The 15,922-nt window shown below is 38.0% G+C and carries 16 protein-coding genes and 2 pseudogenes; 7 read left to right on the forward strand and 11 right to left on the reverse strand.

Annotated elements, in window-relative coordinates; all coding sequences use genetic code 11:
- Positions 1-5 precede the first annotated feature (5 nt).
- The 5 genes from pgaB to WA352_RS09700 form a co-directional block, all read right to left on the reverse strand.
- Positions 6-2,003, reverse strand: coding sequence for a poly-beta-1,6-N-acetyl-D-glucosamine N-deacetylase PgaB (gene pgaB / locus WA352_RS09680; RefSeq protein WP_336142332.1), 1,998 nt, complete (start codon positions 2,001-2,003; stop codon positions 6-8).
- 255 nt (positions 2,004-2,258) lie between these two features.
- Positions 2,259-2,660 (reverse strand): hypothetical protein, encoded by a 402-nt coding sequence (locus WA352_RS09685; protein ID WP_004801498.1) that lies wholly within the window; start codon positions 2,658-2,660, stop codon positions 2,259-2,261.
- 368 nt (positions 2,661-3,028) lie between these two features.
- A complete protein-coding gene (locus WA352_RS09690; protein ID WP_004652009.1) occupies positions 3,029-3,370 on the reverse strand; it encodes an FKBP-type peptidyl-prolyl cis-trans isomerase in 342 nt (113 codons plus the stop codon).
- A 30-nt stretch (positions 3,371-3,400) separates the two neighbouring features.
- The gene (locus tag WA352_RS09695) at positions 3,401-3,931 is read right to left on the reverse strand and encodes a YaeQ family protein (RefSeq protein WP_033134293.1); all 531 of its coding nucleotides are present in this window, start codon (positions 3,929-3,931) and stop codon (positions 3,401-3,403) included.
- A 54-nt stretch (positions 3,932-3,985) separates the two neighbouring features.
- Positions 3,986-5,020: a CobW family GTP-binding protein gene (locus WA352_RS09700; RefSeq protein WP_336142335.1), complete on the reverse strand. Its 1,035-nt coding sequence runs from the start codon at positions 5,018-5,020 to the stop codon at positions 3,986-3,988.
- Between the two features lie 479 nt (positions 5,021-5,499).
- On the opposite strand from WA352_RS09700, the gene WA352_RS09705 reads away from it, so the two are divergent.
- Entirely contained in the window at positions 5,500-5,694 is a 195-nt protein-coding gene (locus WA352_RS09705; RefSeq protein ID WP_004801506.1) for a hypothetical protein, read from the forward strand.
- Between the two features lie 137 nt (positions 5,695-5,831).
- Here WA352_RS09705 and WA352_RS09710 read toward each other — a convergent pair whose 3' ends face one another.
- The 3 genes and pseudogenes from WA352_RS09710 to WA352_RS09720 form a co-directional block, all read right to left on the reverse strand.
- Positions 5,832-6,353, reverse strand: a complete 522-nt coding sequence (locus WA352_RS09710; protein ID WP_004801507.1) for an acyl-CoA thioesterase — start codon at positions 6,351-6,353, stop codon at positions 5,832-5,834.
- Between the two features lie 217 nt (positions 6,354-6,570).
- Positions 6,571-7,194: a MarC family protein gene (locus tag WA352_RS09715; RefSeq protein ID WP_005184297.1), complete on the reverse strand. Its 624-nt coding sequence runs from the start codon at positions 7,192-7,194 to the stop codon at positions 6,571-6,573.
- A 73-nt stretch (positions 7,195-7,267) separates the two neighbouring features.
- A pseudogene (locus WA352_RS09720) lies at positions 7,268-7,677 on the reverse strand (J517_1871 family lipoprotein).
- Between the two features lie 300 nt (positions 7,678-7,977).
- Here WA352_RS09720 and WA352_RS09725 point away from each other — a divergent pair.
- Positions 7,978-8,313, forward strand: coding sequence for a hypothetical protein (locus tag WA352_RS09725; RefSeq protein ID WP_005208114.1), 336 nt, complete (start codon positions 7,978-7,980; stop codon positions 8,311-8,313).
- Between the two features lie 169 nt (positions 8,314-8,482).
- Here the strand turns inward: WA352_RS09725 and WA352_RS09730 are convergent, their stop codons facing one another.
- Positions 8,483-9,370 carry an ArgP/LysG family DNA-binding transcriptional regulator gene (locus WA352_RS09730; RefSeq protein ID WP_336142342.1) on the reverse strand — a complete coding sequence of 296 codons (888 nt, stop codon included), beginning with the start codon at positions 9,368-9,370 and terminating at the stop codon, positions 8,483-8,485.
- 114 nt (positions 9,371-9,484) lie between these two features.
- A complete protein-coding gene (locus WA352_RS09735) occupies positions 9,485-10,648 on the reverse strand; it encodes an MFS transporter (protein WP_336142345.1) in 1,164 nt (387 codons plus the stop codon).
- 392 nt (positions 10,649-11,040) lie between these two features.
- Here WA352_RS09735 and WA352_RS09740 point away from each other — a divergent pair, with 392 nt between their 5' ends.
- The 5 genes and pseudogenes from WA352_RS09740 to chrA all read left to right on the forward strand — a co-directional run bounded on the left by WA352_RS09740 (position 11,041) and on the right by chrA (position 15,687).
- Positions 11,041-11,637: a LysE/ArgO family amino acid transporter gene (locus WA352_RS09740; protein ID WP_005184309.1), complete on the forward strand. Its 597-nt coding sequence runs from the start codon at positions 11,041-11,043 to the stop codon at positions 11,635-11,637.
- Between the two features lie 287 nt (positions 11,638-11,924).
- Positions 11,925-12,149, forward strand: a pseudogene (locus WA352_RS09745) (integrase); the annotation flags it as partial.
- Positions 12,150-12,231: 82 nt separating this feature from the next.
- Positions 12,232-13,110: a toll/interleukin-1 receptor domain-containing protein gene (locus WA352_RS09750; RefSeq protein ID WP_005202047.1), complete on the forward strand. Its 879-nt coding sequence runs from the start codon at positions 12,232-12,234 to the stop codon at positions 13,108-13,110.
- A 301-nt stretch (positions 13,111-13,411) separates the two neighbouring features.
- Positions 13,412-14,323 (forward strand): chromate resistance protein ChrB domain-containing protein, encoded by a 912-nt coding sequence (locus tag WA352_RS09755; protein ID WP_005150545.1) that lies wholly within the window; start codon positions 13,412-13,414, stop codon positions 14,321-14,323.
- 11 nt (positions 14,324-14,334) lie between these two features.
- Complete coding sequence (gene chrA, locus WA352_RS09760) at positions 14,335-15,687, forward strand: chromate efflux transporter (protein WP_005058256.1); 1,353 nt, start codon at positions 14,335-14,337, stop codon at positions 15,685-15,687.
- 50 nt (positions 15,688-15,737) lie between these two features.
- Here chrA and WA352_RS09765 read toward each other — a convergent pair whose 3' ends face one another.
- Positions 15,738-15,863 (reverse strand): YHYH domain-containing protein, encoded by a 126-nt coding sequence (locus WA352_RS09765; protein ID WP_000733641.1) that lies wholly within the window; start codon positions 15,861-15,863, stop codon positions 15,738-15,740.
- Positions 15,864-15,922: the final 59 nt, after the last annotated feature.

A 15,922-nucleotide genomic window follows, 5' to 3' on the forward strand; every position in this document is an offset into this window, starting at 1 on the left:
CTCGACTATGGTACTAATTGAGATGATTTTAGACCAAAAGCCTTACGCATGGTTTCAACATCTGGATGTCCTTTGATCGGATCATCTGGATAGTATGCCACATGCATTGCACCTTGTTCATATAAGGACTTAATCGTCGCAGCCATTTCTTCAGACGGCACTTTTTGGTCATTGCGCCAGTTTACCGCCTGTAACTCCATCACAGTCTTTTTAATACCGTTTGGATACTGCTTCACGCGATTCATAATGTCTGAATAGAACTTCGCTGGATTGTCCGATTGTTCCATATATGGCATCGCCATAATCGCAGTGAAATCATAGCGATTTAGTGATTGCTCTAGAGATTGTGCATACCAGTTTTCTGCATAAGCATTTAAAGCCACCTGCGCATAAAGATTACGAGCAGTCACTAGGAATGGTTGATACTGACGAACCTCTCCCGCCAACTCCATTGCAAAATCATCTAAATAATTGGTTTTATAAGCCGTCCATTTTTGCAAGTCGGCATCGTTATCACGAATTTTAGCAAGGTCAGTTGGTAAGCCTTGTTTGGCATACGCCGCCAACGCATCAGGACTGGCATCTTCATAATCTGACAAAGTCACATCATCATGGAACAATAACCCATCAAACGGCGTTGATTTAGCTAAATCCTGATAAATTTCTTTAATGGTTTGGCGCGCTTGTGGTGAAAATGGACTGAGACGGATATAGCCCATATTCAAATGTTCGCCTGCTTTGGCTTGCTGGGTTTCCACTAAATCTTTTGACACTGGATCAGTCTTAGGCAGTTCCCACGCCAAGAGTGGCATCCATGCGTATAAACGCTGAACTGGTGTACGGGTCTGGATTTGCCAAGCGACGCGGTTAAATAAGTCTGCACGCATTGGAATATGACGATTTGGGAAATACACCATATCCGCAGAACCATTGGCATCTGGATCAGAAAAGGCCTGTAAATACACCGTGTTTACGCCCATTCCATTAATACGGTCAATCAGATGATCGAGATTACGTTCTTGCTGTTTGGTATCTGGGTCATAAATGTAATCTAAATCGACATGCATAATTTTTTGCGGTCGATTGTTATCATTCAAATTCAATTCACGGTTCTTAATCTCTTGTGCCAAAGCACTGGTCGACATATTGCCCTGAATCAAAATACGACTCATATTTTGAAGTGATTGCTTGGCATGATCTGCCCCATCATCCAAAGTAATGGTAATCGGCATCCCCAACTGTTTGGAGGTTTGTACCAATTGCATATTATAGCGACCATACGGCCAGACCATTACGCGCGGTGAACGTAAACCATGTGCTTTTAATAGGTCATTGTTCTTTTTTAAATCTTGATAAACACGGGCTTGATAAGCTGCATCACTTTCATAGCTCTTGGTTTTAGGATCATAAATACGCGTAATCGCAGCAGGTTCCAGATTGCCCTGCGGATTGCCATTAATGCCTTGGTGTAAATGGTAACTGTGGCTGGCGATTTCAACCAAACCACTGTTCTGCATTTCCTTCAGCTCATCCCAACTCAAGATTTTATTGCGCTCAATCAGCTCACCACCAAAATCAACTTTTTGGTCTGCTTTAGGTTCTAGCCAAGATCCGACCACAGCCAACACCACTGGAATTTTTTTTGCGCGAATAATCGGATAGGCATTTTGATAAAACGACTGATAGCCATCATCCACCGTCAGCAAAATAGGTTTCGTTGGTAATTTATATTTGCCTTGGTGTGCTTTGATCAGTTGGTCGACATTAATAAAGTGATAGCCATTCTTTTTTAGCCAATCAATATGTTCACCAAATTGTTTGGCTGTCACAGCATAACTTGGAATCAAGGCATCTTTACGTTCTGTGATTTCATGATACCCAATGACAGTCAATGTGGTTGCATCAATTTTTGGATTTGCCGCAAAAGTTGTGGTGCAGGCAACCACCCCAAACACAAGACCTAAAACAGTTTTTAAAGTTGGGGACACTAAACGTGTTGTCATAGAGATATCGTCTCAAGATTAGAAATTCGCTGATCGCAGATCATGCCTGCATCATCTTACAATTTTATGGACAAATAAGATGTTTTTGATGGTCAGCTGGAAGTACGGATTGTATTTATAATTTTAAAAGCTGAAAATAAACTTAAATGTATTTTTTATGAAATCAATCACATTTTAATTGAATATTTTTTGGTAAGCACATCAACCCCTATTTCAAGATTTGAATTAGGGGCATTTAAGCATCCTTATACGAGATTAATATTGTATTAATTGAAAGTTAGGATGATCTGCAAGTTGCTGTAAATAGTGGCGCTCTTTTTGATAAAAATATTTATTCAGACGGTTCACCCATTCACCACGGCGGAAAGTCTGAATTTTTTTGTGCACCCCATCATAGTCCAATAACACCACATTGCTATCATTTTCGCCGACTGCCAAACGCGTGATTTTATAGTCATGTGGCGCATACTGATGCGAAGGCTGTAAAGATCTGAGGATTTCAACCTTATAATCCCCATCCATCCAGTAGTGTTTGTCCGTCAGCGCTTTTTCATTGACCCAAAAACCAGTCTGGGCGCCATCATGGGTATCAATCAGAAAAAAATGATCTAACTCTCTTAATAGTTCTGATGCAGTGATATCCAAATAATCATTCATATCGACCTCTACTCACTCAAATTCTTATCATTACTTTTTGCGACATTTTTTATCATCGATGAACTATAGCTGACTTACCCCCATCAACTTAGAGTCACCTGAAGCACAACATTTCACACCCTGAAAATACAGATTGATGCTTTAACAATAAGGGCCATAGAAAAATTGCTCTTTTAACTCAAAGATATACAGGACTGTATACAGAATCAATATATTTTTCTTGGGCTGTAATAAAATTCAGATGAAAGAAATGTTTTTAAAATCAAAATCTTATTATACAATTATCAATATTATTTTATCTTTATGATTTTAAAGCGATTTAGTCTAAAAATAAACCAAACCGCTTCAATTTACTCAATCAAAACTGGTTATTCGTCGCGTGTTTTTACGTCGAACAGTTCAATTTCGAAAGTCAGATTGGCATTGGCTGGAATGATCTTGCCCATTTTACGTGAGCCATAGGCCAAATGTGCAGGCACAATCAGCTTACGCTTCCCCCCCACACGCATACCCATAATGCCTTGATCCCAACCTTTAATCACACGACCGGTACCAATCACGGTTTCAAAGTAGTTGCCACGATCTAAAGACGAGTCAAACTTGGTTCCATCTTCCAACCAACCAGTATAATGAGTCGTGATTAAAGCACCACGAACCGCTTCTTTGCCTTCACCTACTTTCAAGTCAATGATTTCTAATTCTGCGCTCATTGCTATCTCTCCACATCACTCAAACTAAAATTATTGCAATTGTTGCCACTGAATGTCGACTTGGCCTTTGTCACTTAACAAAGTCCATTCGCCATCCATAATATTCAACTGCAATTGCATGGTACGTTCGCATAAGCTCTCAAGTGCCTGCGTAGTTTGTGGGGCCAATTGCCACACTTGCACATTACTCAAGGTTTTAATCTTGGTGTTTTTCTGCCACCAATCGTCTGACTGAGAACCATAAGTCACAACTGCAACATTCTTACAACGTGCACTGGCCTTTTTCACTTTATCTTCAGATGGGCAGCCCACTTCGATCCATTGCTCTAGCAGTCCAGTCAGGTCTTTTTGCCATAACGCTGGCTCATCTGTTTCAAATAAGTCTTTGGTGAACTCTAGACGTTCATCGGCAAACCGTGCATAAGCCAGAATACGAACCATTAAACGTTCGATGGTTTCAGAAGGATGCTGAGCAAGTGTGAGCTGATAATCGGCATAGATATGCTCATCCATATTGGCAATATTGAGGTCTGCCTTATATATCGTTGCTTTTAACGCCATAAACTAAACTCTTAAATACAGTGTTCTCAAATTTGGCGCTAAGCATACTCTATTTTACCGAGAAGCATGTGCGATTTGATCATGTTGATCATCAATCGGATCGATACGGCACTGCAATAATTCTGTTTCAAAAGCCAACCAGTCATGTGATGACTGACAAATCACCTCAATTCGATTATCGATGCTCTCCTCAGCCGACTTATAGTTAAACTGCTGCGGATTAAAATTAAAACTTTTCCAACCTAGATCGGTATTAAAAATTCCTTTAATTCGTACCCAGTCTTGTTGAGCACACAACACATCTAATAAATCATGAAAATTAAATTGCCAGCGTTTCGGCAATTTCCAACCTGCGACCGTATAGCCCTGAGCCGTTTCAACATAATGATAAGGGAGTTGCTTTATTTCTGGCGTCTGTTCAATAGCTTGTGTTTGCTGCAATCTTAATAAGGGTTGGATCTTACGTTGTACAGGTTGCTGCTGAATATCCAATTGTTGAATATCCACCTGCCCATTTTCAGCTTCAATCCAATACTGGACATAGGTTTCATATTCTTGTTTTAAAGCCGCATAAGCTTGATGATCTGCTGCTGTCATACAGTCGATATGCGACAACACCACAATTTGAGCCGCTTTTAATTGATCGCTATATAAATTCTGTTTGACCCAATCCTGATCATGTAAGCGACTTCCATCTACAACAATCACCAAAGCTCGCATTGCCAAGCTCGTTTGCCAATGCGGTTCAGTCAATTGCTCCAATAATTGCGCTGGATGCCCTAAGCCCGTTGGTTCAATAAATAATCGATCAGGTTTGCTTTCACTGAGTAAGCGAGAAAGTGCAATCTGCATCGGTAATTGACTGCTACAACACAAACAACCACCTAACAGCTCTTTCACCGCATAACCTTGCTGTTGGGTTATCAGTTGTTGGTCAACCCCAATTTGCCCAAATTCATTCATCAGAATCGCCCAAACTTCATGCTCAGGCTTTTGAGTGAGTAAATGCTGCAATAATGTGGTCTTACCAGCCCCTAAAAAGCCAGAAATAATATGAGTGGGAACTGTTTTGGGAGCAATAACCTTCACGATCGACTCGCATTGAAAATTTATTTCATTCTAAAGCGAAAAATTGATGAAATAAAATAAAGAATGATTTCCCCCTATAATTAGACTTAAAAGCGATTAAATAAAAATAAGGAGATATTCATCACATATTAAATCTAAAAATCTTATTTAAAAATAAGATATAAATGGTTTATTCAATTAATAAAATTATAGAAAACGAAGGCTAGTGTTTAAAACACGTAAAACAATAGATTATTTTTTAACCACAAAAACATATTTACATACATTTTAATCCTTAATTTCTTCATGATGTTTTACATAGTAACTACATAAAGCGATTCAATATTTCATATTGTTAAGATAGACGTAATAGATTGTTAAGAACATTGCCGCAAATACGTTTGGCACATAGCATGGACCTCATGCCGAAATTGAGAGATTGGGATTAACCGAATCCTCCTATTGCGGTTGTTATTTTAAATGAAATAAGGATGCCAAACATGAAATTTATCAAAACTGTTCTTGCGACTACACTTACTCTTGCTGCCGCTTCTACATTTGCAGCACCAGTAGAACAACAAACTGAAGAAAAAGTTGTTGTTTCAACTCAAGAGCAACCTGAAACTCAAGGTCAAGCTGCAACTGATGCAACAGCAACTGAAGCACCTGCATCTACACCTGCACCAACAAACTAATCAGATCTTAAGGTTCCTCCAGACCCTTTAGACCCACATTTATAATGATTTAAAATTTATTTCATTACAAATGTAAAAAAGATCGAACCATGCTGCGGTTCGATCTTTTATTTTTGAATAAGCTCTGCATTAAAAAATTAACATTGAGTGGTTTTCTTAAACATGCTGCATGAAGGCTGATGAACTTCTTGTAAACGTGTCGCCTTACGCTGCTCTGCGGCTTCAAAGCGACAACGCTTCCATTCTGTATCTAGATTTAATTGTGGTACTTCTTTCGGCTTACGCTGCTCATCCACTGCAACCATAGTGAAATAACAAGTATTGGTATGGCGGATGGTACGCTTCTGAATATTTTGCGCTTCAACACGAATACCAATTTCCATCGAAGTGCGTCCAACATGATTCACGCTGGCTAAAAAGGTCACTAGCTCACCAACATAAATTGGTTCTTTGAAATTAACGCGATCAACAGATAACGTCACAACATAGCTGCCTGAGTATCGGCTTGCACAAGCATAAGCAACTTGATCAAGTAGCTTTAAAATCGTTCCACCATGAACATTACCTGAAAAGTTGGCCATATCAGGTGTCATCAAAACGGTCATTGTCAGCTCTGACTGGTCGTCAGGTGCTTGGTTTGCTTGATCTAATTGATACATGGGAAGAGCTCATAGAGAATACAACATGATTATTATCGTTTATTCATGGGGATAAACATATGCGCAAAACGATAAAACATCATCAATTCTTTTTATGATCTTGTTATTGTTTAATTCAAAATAATGACATCCCAAGTATATTTGATTCAATACATCCTCAAAAGAAAGAGAATGTTTGAAAAATACCTGAGATGTAGGAATCTGGGTTTAATACAATTCAACTCAGATTAGCTGAACGAATCAGACCAATGATACCGTTTACAATCATATCAATTGCGATCGTACCAATCAGCAAAGCAGATAAACGTCCGACAATATCAAAATAGCGATCGATATATTTTGCATGTTTATAGCGTAAATGATCATGACCAAACTTCATCAGGATCAAAATACTACAGGTCAAGATCAAGGTAATTGCAATAACGGCCATTGCCCCAGTAAAAGGTACACTCACCCCAGTGACCACCGCCGCACTAATTGTGCCTGGACCGATCATAAATGGCATCGCGATGGTACCCGCCAAATGCTCAGGCGCACCCCGCATCTCGCCAATGGTTTCAGCCCCTTGGAACACATAGCGATAACCGATCACCAAGAAAATTAGACCACCAAAAATTTGAAAAGATTCGAAACGAACATTTAAATAGCGACTAAAAATATTCTCACCGCCCCAAGCAAATAGAATAAACACCCCGAAGGCGATCAAACTGCCCTGTATCAAGGCTTTACTAAATACCTTTGCATCGGTATTACGGATCATCCCAACCATGTAAACACTCATCAGGAAGGGATTGAGCAATGAGAAAAATAATGCAAACGCATGAATATAAGGAGAAAACATAACGGTCTCTTTAATCTGCGGAAAATTTTAACTGCCTGCAATCACAGGCAAGGTTTAGAATCGCAATACAAAATTAATTTAGGGCTTGCTTACAACCCACAGTGGCATTCTTTAACGAATCATCTTTATTCAGATCAAGATTAACCCTAATCCCAATAGACTCATGTGAATGTTAGCCTCGCTGTTATTCAACGCTTTGACTTTAAACTTGACCCCTTTATCACTGTATAGGGTGTTATCAACCAACTTTACCCGATAAGAAATGACTTCCTTACGGTCATCCATACACAGCATCCCAATGCCTTGACGGTTCAGACTTAACGCGACTGATGCAGCACCCGCTTCACCGGTCCAACTTCCTGAAAATGGGATCTGTGTTGTACTGAGTTGGTTAAATTGAGCAGGAGACATCGTTGTGATCGAAGTACAACCAACCAAACCCAATACCAAAATCGCGGGTAGTAAAATATTCTTCACAACCATTACCTAAACCGATCAAAATCAAATAATTGTTACCATTTTCCCATATTAAGGCCTTTTTTGATTTGTACGGCATGTATATGACTAGTATTGGAAATGTAAAAAACATTAAATAAATTTCTGACACCACCGCTATATTCAACTTTTTTACAGAGATAAAACTAAATCTGCCAATAAATATTTAATTCTTTAAAGCAAAATAATCTGAATCATTGCATAAATAATTCATCATCAAAAATAATAAATTTTTCTTGATTTTTAGTTCAATCATCTGTAAATTTTCTTTTTGAGCGAGTAATTCAAATGAATTTCCAATCTATATTTGAAACGTTTCAAACTCTTCCAAATGGAACGGATGCCTACCAACAATTAAAACATCAATGTGAACAAGCCATTGTTGCTGCTGAGCACCCGCTTGAACACAACGCCTTATTTCTTATTTATGGTTTTGCAAAAAACTATGTCCTACTCTATGAAGATCAAGCTGTCACGCCCGTTTTCGCAGACAAAGTAAAAGCACAAATTGTCGCTTATATGCATGAACTCAATGAAGCATTAAGCACGAAAGATGCTAACCGTATATTAACTGCCTTGAATAATGTCTCTAAACAATATATTGGAAGTTCTAGAATTTTCTAATCATTGTCATCCAATATAATATTCAGACTTGTTTTAGTTTTGACATTACTTCTAAACATTTATTAGGTTTCATTTCGCCAATTAAACGTTTTAGAAGTAATGTTAGCTCATGCATTTAAAATCTTGTTCTATACACGATATAATAATTTTTTATTGTTATTCTCTCATCTTAGGCCAAAATTAATCGAGCGTGATTTACAATATGCTCTGTCAAAAGCTGTAATGGCTTTGATTGTTGATCCCAATGATGCCAATACAGTGGAATATCAACGCTAATATCAGGTAACAACCCAACCAATACTTCTGCTTTATTTTCAATATTCATTTGCAGTTCGGGCACCATGCCATAACCTAACCCTAATTTAATGGCGGTCACAAAAGACTCTGATGATGGAATTAAATGACAAGGATAAGTCCCTTTCATCAATCCATAGTTTTTTTCCAGCAGATCAAAATGCATACGGTCTTTTTCATTAAAAATAATCGCTGGTGCAGCACGTAAAGTTTCTCGATGAACACCTTCTGCAAACCATTTCCGTCTAAATTGCGCTGTCGCCATCATTTGATAACGCATCAAACCTAAATATTGCGCACGGCAACCGCGCATGGGTTGATCTTCAATTGAAATACAGGCACTTACCGTCCCCTTTTCTAATAATGAATAGGTATGAGACTGATCATCCGTTCTCAGCTCAATCACAATCTTTTCTTTGAGTAACACATCCTTTAGTGCAGGAAGCAACCATGTTGCTAGCGAGTCTTCATTTGAACCAATCACAGTCTTAAAAAAATGTGATTCTCCTCCACCAGTCAAACCATGAAGTAAGTTTTGTTCTAAACGTCGGATGTGCTGTATGTGTTCAAAGATCTGCTGACCTGCTTGTGTTAAAACACAAGGACGACCCCGGATCAGCAGTAGTTGCCCTAATTCTTTTTCAAGTGCTTGCACCCTTAATGTCACCGCTGATGCAGTAATACAGAGCTTGGCACCTGCCTGTTCGAAGCTTCCATGTTCCGCAACTGCAAAGAAGGCTTCACATTGTTTATTGTCCAGCATAAGAACCTTAGAAAAATTTAGGAAAATTCAAACAGCCTTAATCTTACTAAATTTTAAAAATAAAAAAAGATGATCATGACCCGTACAAAATAGCTTTGCCATGATTGATATAGATCAAACCAGTCTTTTTCTTAAATAGATAATACTGAGTAAGGCAAATGCCAAACCAATAAAGGACGGCGCATAACCAAAAGGCGTTGCCAGCAGCCCAACGATGACCGCACCCGCTACTGCGCCGCCATAATTAAAAATATTAACACGAGCAATAATTTCATCGCGTCGGCTTTCATCCAAACGACCTACAGCAGAATATGTAAGTGGAACCAAAGCACCTACGGCAACACCAGCCAATGCAAAACCCAAAATAACGGTCACTAATGAATGGCTGATTCCAGACAATACACATCCGAATGCCCCGATCAGGAGCGTGACCAAAGCAATCCATGTCGCTGTTTTAAATTGCAGTAAATAATCAAGACTTAAGCGTGTGAGTAGAATTCCAATTTGATAAGCGGCATACCCTAAAGGAGCAATGGTTGCCGAACTTGCCAAAACATCTTTGAGATAAATTGAACTCCATGTACTAATTGCAGAATCGACAGTAAACACAATCAAAATAATCAGCCCAAAAGTAAGAAGCTGTTGATATGGAATCGCTGGTTTCTCTTGCGAAAGTATTTCTGAACATTGTTTTTGCTGAAATAACCAGTGTTTAGAAAGTTGTGAGGTGATGAAGGCAATCGCCACTGCAATGCATAATGCTGTCGTTGCTCCAAGTGCTGTTGAAACGGTGGCTGACATAATCAATGCCCCTAAAAATGCCGCCGCGGTATAACATGCAAAGAAACCACCAAATACACTTTTACCAAGCCGTTGTTCCATGATAACTGCTTGCATATTCAGTGCTGCATCTAAACAGCCTAATCCAAGTCCATAAAGCAAAAAACTCGCAATCATGAGGATTACATTTGGACTCAATGCAGCAATTGCTATTCCTAGTGCTTCAAAAATAAAGCCAGTCACAACAGCAAGTCGTGAGCCAAGCTTGACTGCGATACGATCAGCTAAAATTGAACCGAGCGCTGCTGCAATGCATACCCCTAGAATAATTAGCGATAACTGATCATCTGAAAGTCTGAATCGACCTTTTATTGTGGGGAGTGCCGTCATTACGGTCGCGTAGCCAAGGCCTTGTGTAGCAAAACCAAGTGCAATCACTTTCCGTGTTTTGCTGAGCATCAGATTGTTTTCGTTATGAATATTATGATTGAGGTCCATGCCTGACTCACTGCATTATTTTTAAATATTTATCTGGATATTTCCTCGAGCACTTCCTGTGTCGATTGTTTTTAATTTTGATCTAAAACGATTCTAAAAATAAGGGCAATATTTGAAAAATAAGGGGGGGTAATTCGGACAACGAGATTAAGCAGCTTTGTTACATCGCCCGATCGCTAAACCTTAAAAAAATTTAGCCAAACCAAAACAATCTTAATTTTACTGACTTTTATAAATAAAAAAAGATAATAGCAAACAGTAAATTTTTAATGGAAAAAAAGCATCTAACACTTGATCTAAGCGTTAGACGAACTGCTTTTGCCTAAGCATATGCACGTTGTTTTCCAGCCAAAGCCAGCACAAACCACCCTATATGATTGAGGAACCAAAATATGACTGCATTTTTCTATGGGCTTGGTATTGGCTTTTCTTTAATTTTAGCCATTGGCGCACAAAATGCTTTTGTTCTAAAACAAGGCTTAAAGCAGCAGCATGTTTTTTGGGTCTGTTTAATCTGTGCACTTTCGGATTCTATCTTGATTTATTTAGGGGTCATGGGCTTTTCAAAAATCGTGATTGACTTCCCTTTGATCGTCACCATTGCCAAATACTTTGGTGCTGCTTTTTTATTTTTATATGGACTTAGAAATTTTTACTCTGCCATCAACAATAGCTCATCACTCAACCCCAGTGAAATTGAAAAAGACTCGCTATTTAAAATTATTGGTATGTGCTTGGCCTTCACTTGGCTGAATCCACATGTCTATCTAGACACCGTGATTCTGGTTGGTTCGATTTCAGTTCAGTTTGCAGATCATCTATATTTGTTTGCAGCTGGAACCATACTTTCTTCATGGATCTTCTTTTTCGCTTTAGGCTATGGCGCAAGAGTTTTATTACCTTGGTTTAAAAAGGCCAGTTCATGGAGAATTCTAGATGTTGTTGTTGGACTTATGATGTGGGCAATTGCAACGAAGCTGCTAATCTAAAACACAGAGAAATAAAAAAGCCCTTATTTTCATAAGGGCTTTTTCGTATTTGGCGGAAGCGGTGGCAGTCACATTAGAATGGTAGTTTACTGATAAATATATATAAAATATTTAAATTTAATTTTTTACTACTATTTTTACTACAAAAAATTCAACTTATAATTTTGGCATTTAATCCATCAAAATTATTTTTATGAATTGACTTGATGATTGTACATTAAAAACTCATCACTTGCCTCTTAACTTGTTCTAAGATCATTTGGCCATAAAGTACAGTATAAGTTCATCTAGGCTATATTGAGCCTAAACAAAGTCCTGCAAACACTAGACACAGTTTAAGTTCAACATTTCGCGACTGGTCAGCTGATAAAACTGATTACCCTCGTGAAGTCTGTGAGGTACTTGCACATAAATTACCAGATGAGGTTGAAGCTGCTTATCTACGTGGGGCATATCTTGAAAAACGGAAAGGTCTGATGGCTGATTGGGCTGGATATTGTTGTTTACCTTAAAGAATGATGCAATACGTAAGACTTGTATTTAATAAGCTCAAATAATAATCTTATCTTTTAAAATATTTATAGTAGAGAGAACATGTCGATACAAACTATTAGCAGCACCATAACTAGACTAAACAAAGAGTTAGCTGATATTACTCATCGAATGAGCTTAGAACAGAAAAAGGCAGCGGATAGCACTTCCAAAATTTTACAAATTCAAAATTCTATAGGTAAAACAACTAGTCCTAGCACCCTCAAATTAAAGCTATCTGAAATTAATAGAAAAGAACAAGAAAATGCTCGTATACAATCGAAACTTTCAGAATTACAAAAAAAGAAAACTGATATTGACAATAAGCTACTGAAAGAAAAACAGAACCTTATAAAAGAAGAAATACTGGAAAGAAAAAAATTAGAGGCTCTGACTAAAAAACATCAGAAAGACGAAATTGAACATCAAAAGAAACTGAAACGTGAAATTGATGCTATTAAGGCTTCTACCCAATACATTACTGATGTTTCAATACCATCTTACAACAATACAATACCTGAGATTGAACCAGAATATGATTTGTTTATTTCACACGCTTCAGAAGATAAAGAAGATTTTGTCAGACCACTTGCAGAGACATTACAGCAACTTGGAGTAAAAGTTTGGTACGACGAATTCACGTTAAAAGTTGGGGATAGTTTGCGTCGTAAAATTGATAGTGGTCTCCGAAACTCTAAATACGGTACCGTTGTTCTTTCAACTGACTTTATAAAAAAAGACTGGACCAACTATGAACTTGATGGCTTAGTAGCCCGTGAAATGAATGGTCACAAAATGATTCTACCGATTTGGCACAGAATTACTAAAAATGATGTTTTAGATTATAGTCCGAATTTAGCTGATAAAGTCGCCTTAAATACTTCTGTAAATAGTATTGAGGAAATTGCCCATCAATTAGCTGATGTCATCTTAAATCGATAAGCACCTTCTAAGAGTTAAAATTTTGACTGAGATTTACAAAGAACCTAATTCTCAGTCAACTTTTGCACACCCTGCAATTTAAACAATTTTTTTGATAAGTAGTACTAAACTCACAAATATTGAAGTGTGCTGAAACAATATATAACCAAATAATTTATATAAAATCATAAACTTAAAAAACAACTGCTCTTTAGTCATTTCCGCACTTTAATATTTCTTCTGATATAAGAAATCACTTCTTTGTATTTGCCCTTTAATTTTTTATATGTAATATATTAAACAAATAAGTTGAGTATATTACATGAAAATATCCTTACTCATATCCTCATTGCCTACGCAGAACACAACCACTCGTATGAGAGTCTGGCGATCTCTCAAAGCAAGTGGCGCAGCAATTCTAAGAGATGGGGTCTACTTACTCCCTATTTCGCATAGTGAAAAGTTTGACCCTATTGCTAATGATGTTATTTCAGAACAAGGAACTGCTTATGTGTTTCATGCTGAGCAACCCTTAAATCTTGAACTTGCTCCTTTCTTCAATCGAAAAGAAGAATACGACACTCTCTATAAACAACTTTCTGAGTTAAGAGATCGACAGACTAAAGATGAAAAGAAAGAGCTACTCAAGCAAGTTCGTAAACTGAGAAAAAGTATCGATGCGCTTGTAGAAATTGACTTCTACCCCGATGAGACTCAAGCACAGGTTTTAAATGAGCTATCTTCATTAGAACTTTCAATTGCACGTCTTGGTGAAGTGAATGAGCCTCAAGCGATACAAGCTCATATTCAACTTCTAGATAAAGCTAGTTATCAAAACAGAATTTGGGCAACACGTAAAAGACCTTGGATTGATCGTCTAGCCTCTGCATGGCTAATAAAGACATTTATTGATACCTCACCAACATTCATTTGGTTAGAAATGCCAAGTGACTGCCCAGAAGCAGCATTAGGATTCGATTTTGATGGTGCAACTTTCAGTCATGTCAATCATTGGGTGACCTTCGAAGTTCTTTTACATAGTTTTAATTTAGAAACACCTGCATTAAAGAAAATTGCTGAAATTGTTCATTACTTAGATGTCGGTGGAATTGAGCCTCCCGAAGCAATCGGTATTGAAAAGGTTATTCAAGGAATTAGAAGCCAGATAAGTGACGATGACCACCTATTTGCCTTATCAAATCACATTTTCGATGGCTTATATGCCAACCTATAAAGAGAATAATCATGGAACAAGAACAAGCCGCTGTACATGAAGAACCAGCACAGCCAGTTCATTTTTGGCAAGCTTTCTTATTTTGGCTTAAATTGGGGTTTATTAGTTTTGGTGGACCAGCGGGGCAAATCGCTGTTATGCACCAAGAACTCGTTGAACAAAAACGTTGGATTTCTGAAAAGCGTTTTTTACATGCTCTCAACTACTGCATGTTACTGCCTGGGCCTGAAGCACAACAATTAGCAACCTATATCGGTTGGTTGATGCATAGAACCGTTGGTGGATTAGTTGCAGGAATCCTTTTTGTATTACCCTCTCTATTTATCCTGATTGGTCTGTCATGGGTCTATGTAAAATTTGGTGATGTTCCTATTATTGCAGGTCTTTTTTATGGGATTAAACCAGCTGTTGTTGCTATCGTTTTTCATGCGACATATCGGATTGGTAGCCGATCGTTGAAAAATAAGTTTTTATGGGCAATCGCTGCGCTTGCATTCATCTCTATATTTTTCTTTAACTTGCCATTCCCCTTAATCGTTCTAACGGCTGCGATCATTGGATATTTAGCAAGTAAAAAATATCCAAGCGTTTTTACAGGCGGAGGTTCACATCAGCAAGGTAAAAAAGATTATGGTCCCGCATTAATTGATGATGATACACCTACCCCAGAACATGCCATATTTAGTTGGAAACATTTAGCTAAGATACTTTTGATTGGAGCAATCCTATGGCTTGCCCCAATTTTCAGTTTGGTTTTAACGCTTGGTTGGGATCATGCTTATACTCAAATGGCTTGGTTCTTTACAAAAGCTGCTTTGCTCACATTTGGTGGTGCTTATGCAGTATTACCTTATGTTTATCAAGGTGCTGTTAATTTTTATGGTTGGTTGAGTCCAACACAAATGATCGATGGTTTAGCCCTTGGAGAAAGCACCCCAGGTCCTCTGATCATGGTTGTTGCGTTTGTAGGATTCTTAGGTGGCTTTAATCATGCTCTGTTAGGCAATGATCATCTGTTCTTGGCAGGTGCGTTGGGTGCTGTGATTGTGACTTGGTTTACTTTCCTGTTTTCTTTCATTTTTATTCTAGCTGGTGCTCCAGTGATTGAATCAACCCACAATGAATTAAAATTTACTGCACCTTTGACGGCAATCACTGCCGCTGTTGTTGGTGTAATTTTAAATCTTGCACTTTTCTTCAGTTACCACGTTTTATGGCCAAATGGATTCGATCATCCATTCAACTATGAAGCAATGGTTATTGCGATTGCAGCATTCATCGCCTTGTTCCATTTTGAAGTCAAAGTCATGTATGTCATTTTAGCTTCGGCATTCTGTGGTTTGATTTTGTACATTGGTGCGTAAACTTATAATTTTTAATAAAAAAGGAAGCTTAGCTTCCTTTTTTTATACCATTAGTGGCAGTGACGATCCCCTGTTTTACTATTCGTGTGGCATCCTGAAGAATCAGTACCACCTGAATGAGCAAAAGCATTTGTTACCGCAAGCCCCATTAAACATACCAAGATTAGTTTTTTCATATTGTTTCCCTTTTTATTGAACGATAAAACAAGTTTGAAATTGTACAACAAACAAACGA

Origin of the sequence: Acinetobacter sp. 102, assembly GCF_037028485.1 — a bacterium.
Taxonomy (GTDB): domain Bacteria; phylum Pseudomonadota; class Gammaproteobacteria; order Pseudomonadales; family Moraxellaceae; genus Acinetobacter; species Acinetobacter higginsii.

Excerpts from the sequence above, each read along its gene's own strand:
- pgaB (WP_336142332.1), bottom strand. The coding sequence starts at position 2,003 with ATGACAACACGTTTAGTGTCCCCAACTTTAAAAACTGTTTTAGGTCTT.
- WA352_RS09685 (WP_004801498.1), bottom strand. The coding sequence starts at position 2,660 with ATGAATGATTATTTGGATATCACTGCATCAGAACTATTAAGAGAGTTA.
- WA352_RS09690 (WP_004652009.1), bottom strand. The coding sequence starts at position 3,370 with ATGAGCGCAGAATTAGAAATCATTGACTTGAAAGTAGGTGAAGGCAAA.
- WA352_RS09695 (WP_033134293.1), bottom strand. The coding sequence starts at position 3,931 with ATGGCGTTAAAAGCAACGATATATAAGGCAGACCTCAATATTGCCAAT.
- WA352_RS09705 (WP_004801506.1), top strand. The coding sequence starts at position 5,500 with ATGAAATTTATCAAAACTGTTCTTGCGACTACACTTACTCTTGCTGCC.
- WA352_RS09710 (WP_004801507.1), bottom strand. The coding sequence starts at position 6,353 with ATGTATCAATTAGATCAAGCAAACCAAGCACCTGACGACCAGTCAGAG.
- WA352_RS09715 (WP_005184297.1), bottom strand. The coding sequence starts at position 7,194 with ATGTTTTCTCCTTATATTCATGCGTTTGCATTATTTTTCTCATTGCTC.
- WA352_RS09725 (WP_005208114.1), top strand. The coding sequence starts at position 7,978 with ATGAATTTCCAATCTATATTTGAAACGTTTCAAACTCTTCCAAATGGA.
- WA352_RS09730 (WP_336142342.1), bottom strand. The coding sequence starts at position 9,370 with ATGCTGGACAATAAACAATGTGAAGCCTTCTTTGCAGTTGCGGAACAT.
- WA352_RS09735 (WP_336142345.1), bottom strand. The coding sequence starts at position 10,648 with ATGGACCTCAATCATAATATTCATAACGAAAACAATCTGATGCTCAGC.
- WA352_RS09740 (WP_005184309.1), top strand. The coding sequence starts at position 11,041 with ATGACTGCATTTTTCTATGGGCTTGGTATTGGCTTTTCTTTAATTTTA.
- WA352_RS09750 (WP_005202047.1), top strand. The coding sequence starts at position 12,232 with ATGTCGATACAAACTATTAGCAGCACCATAACTAGACTAAACAAAGAG.
- WA352_RS09755 (WP_005150545.1), top strand. The coding sequence starts at position 13,412 with ATGAAAATATCCTTACTCATATCCTCATTGCCTACGCAGAACACAACC.
- chrA (WP_005058256.1), top strand. The coding sequence starts at position 14,335 with ATGGAACAAGAACAAGCCGCTGTACATGAAGAACCAGCACAGCCAGTT.
- WA352_RS09765 (WP_000733641.1), bottom strand. The coding sequence starts at position 15,863 with ATGAAAAAACTAATCTTGGTATGTTTAATGGGGCTTGCGGTAACAAAT.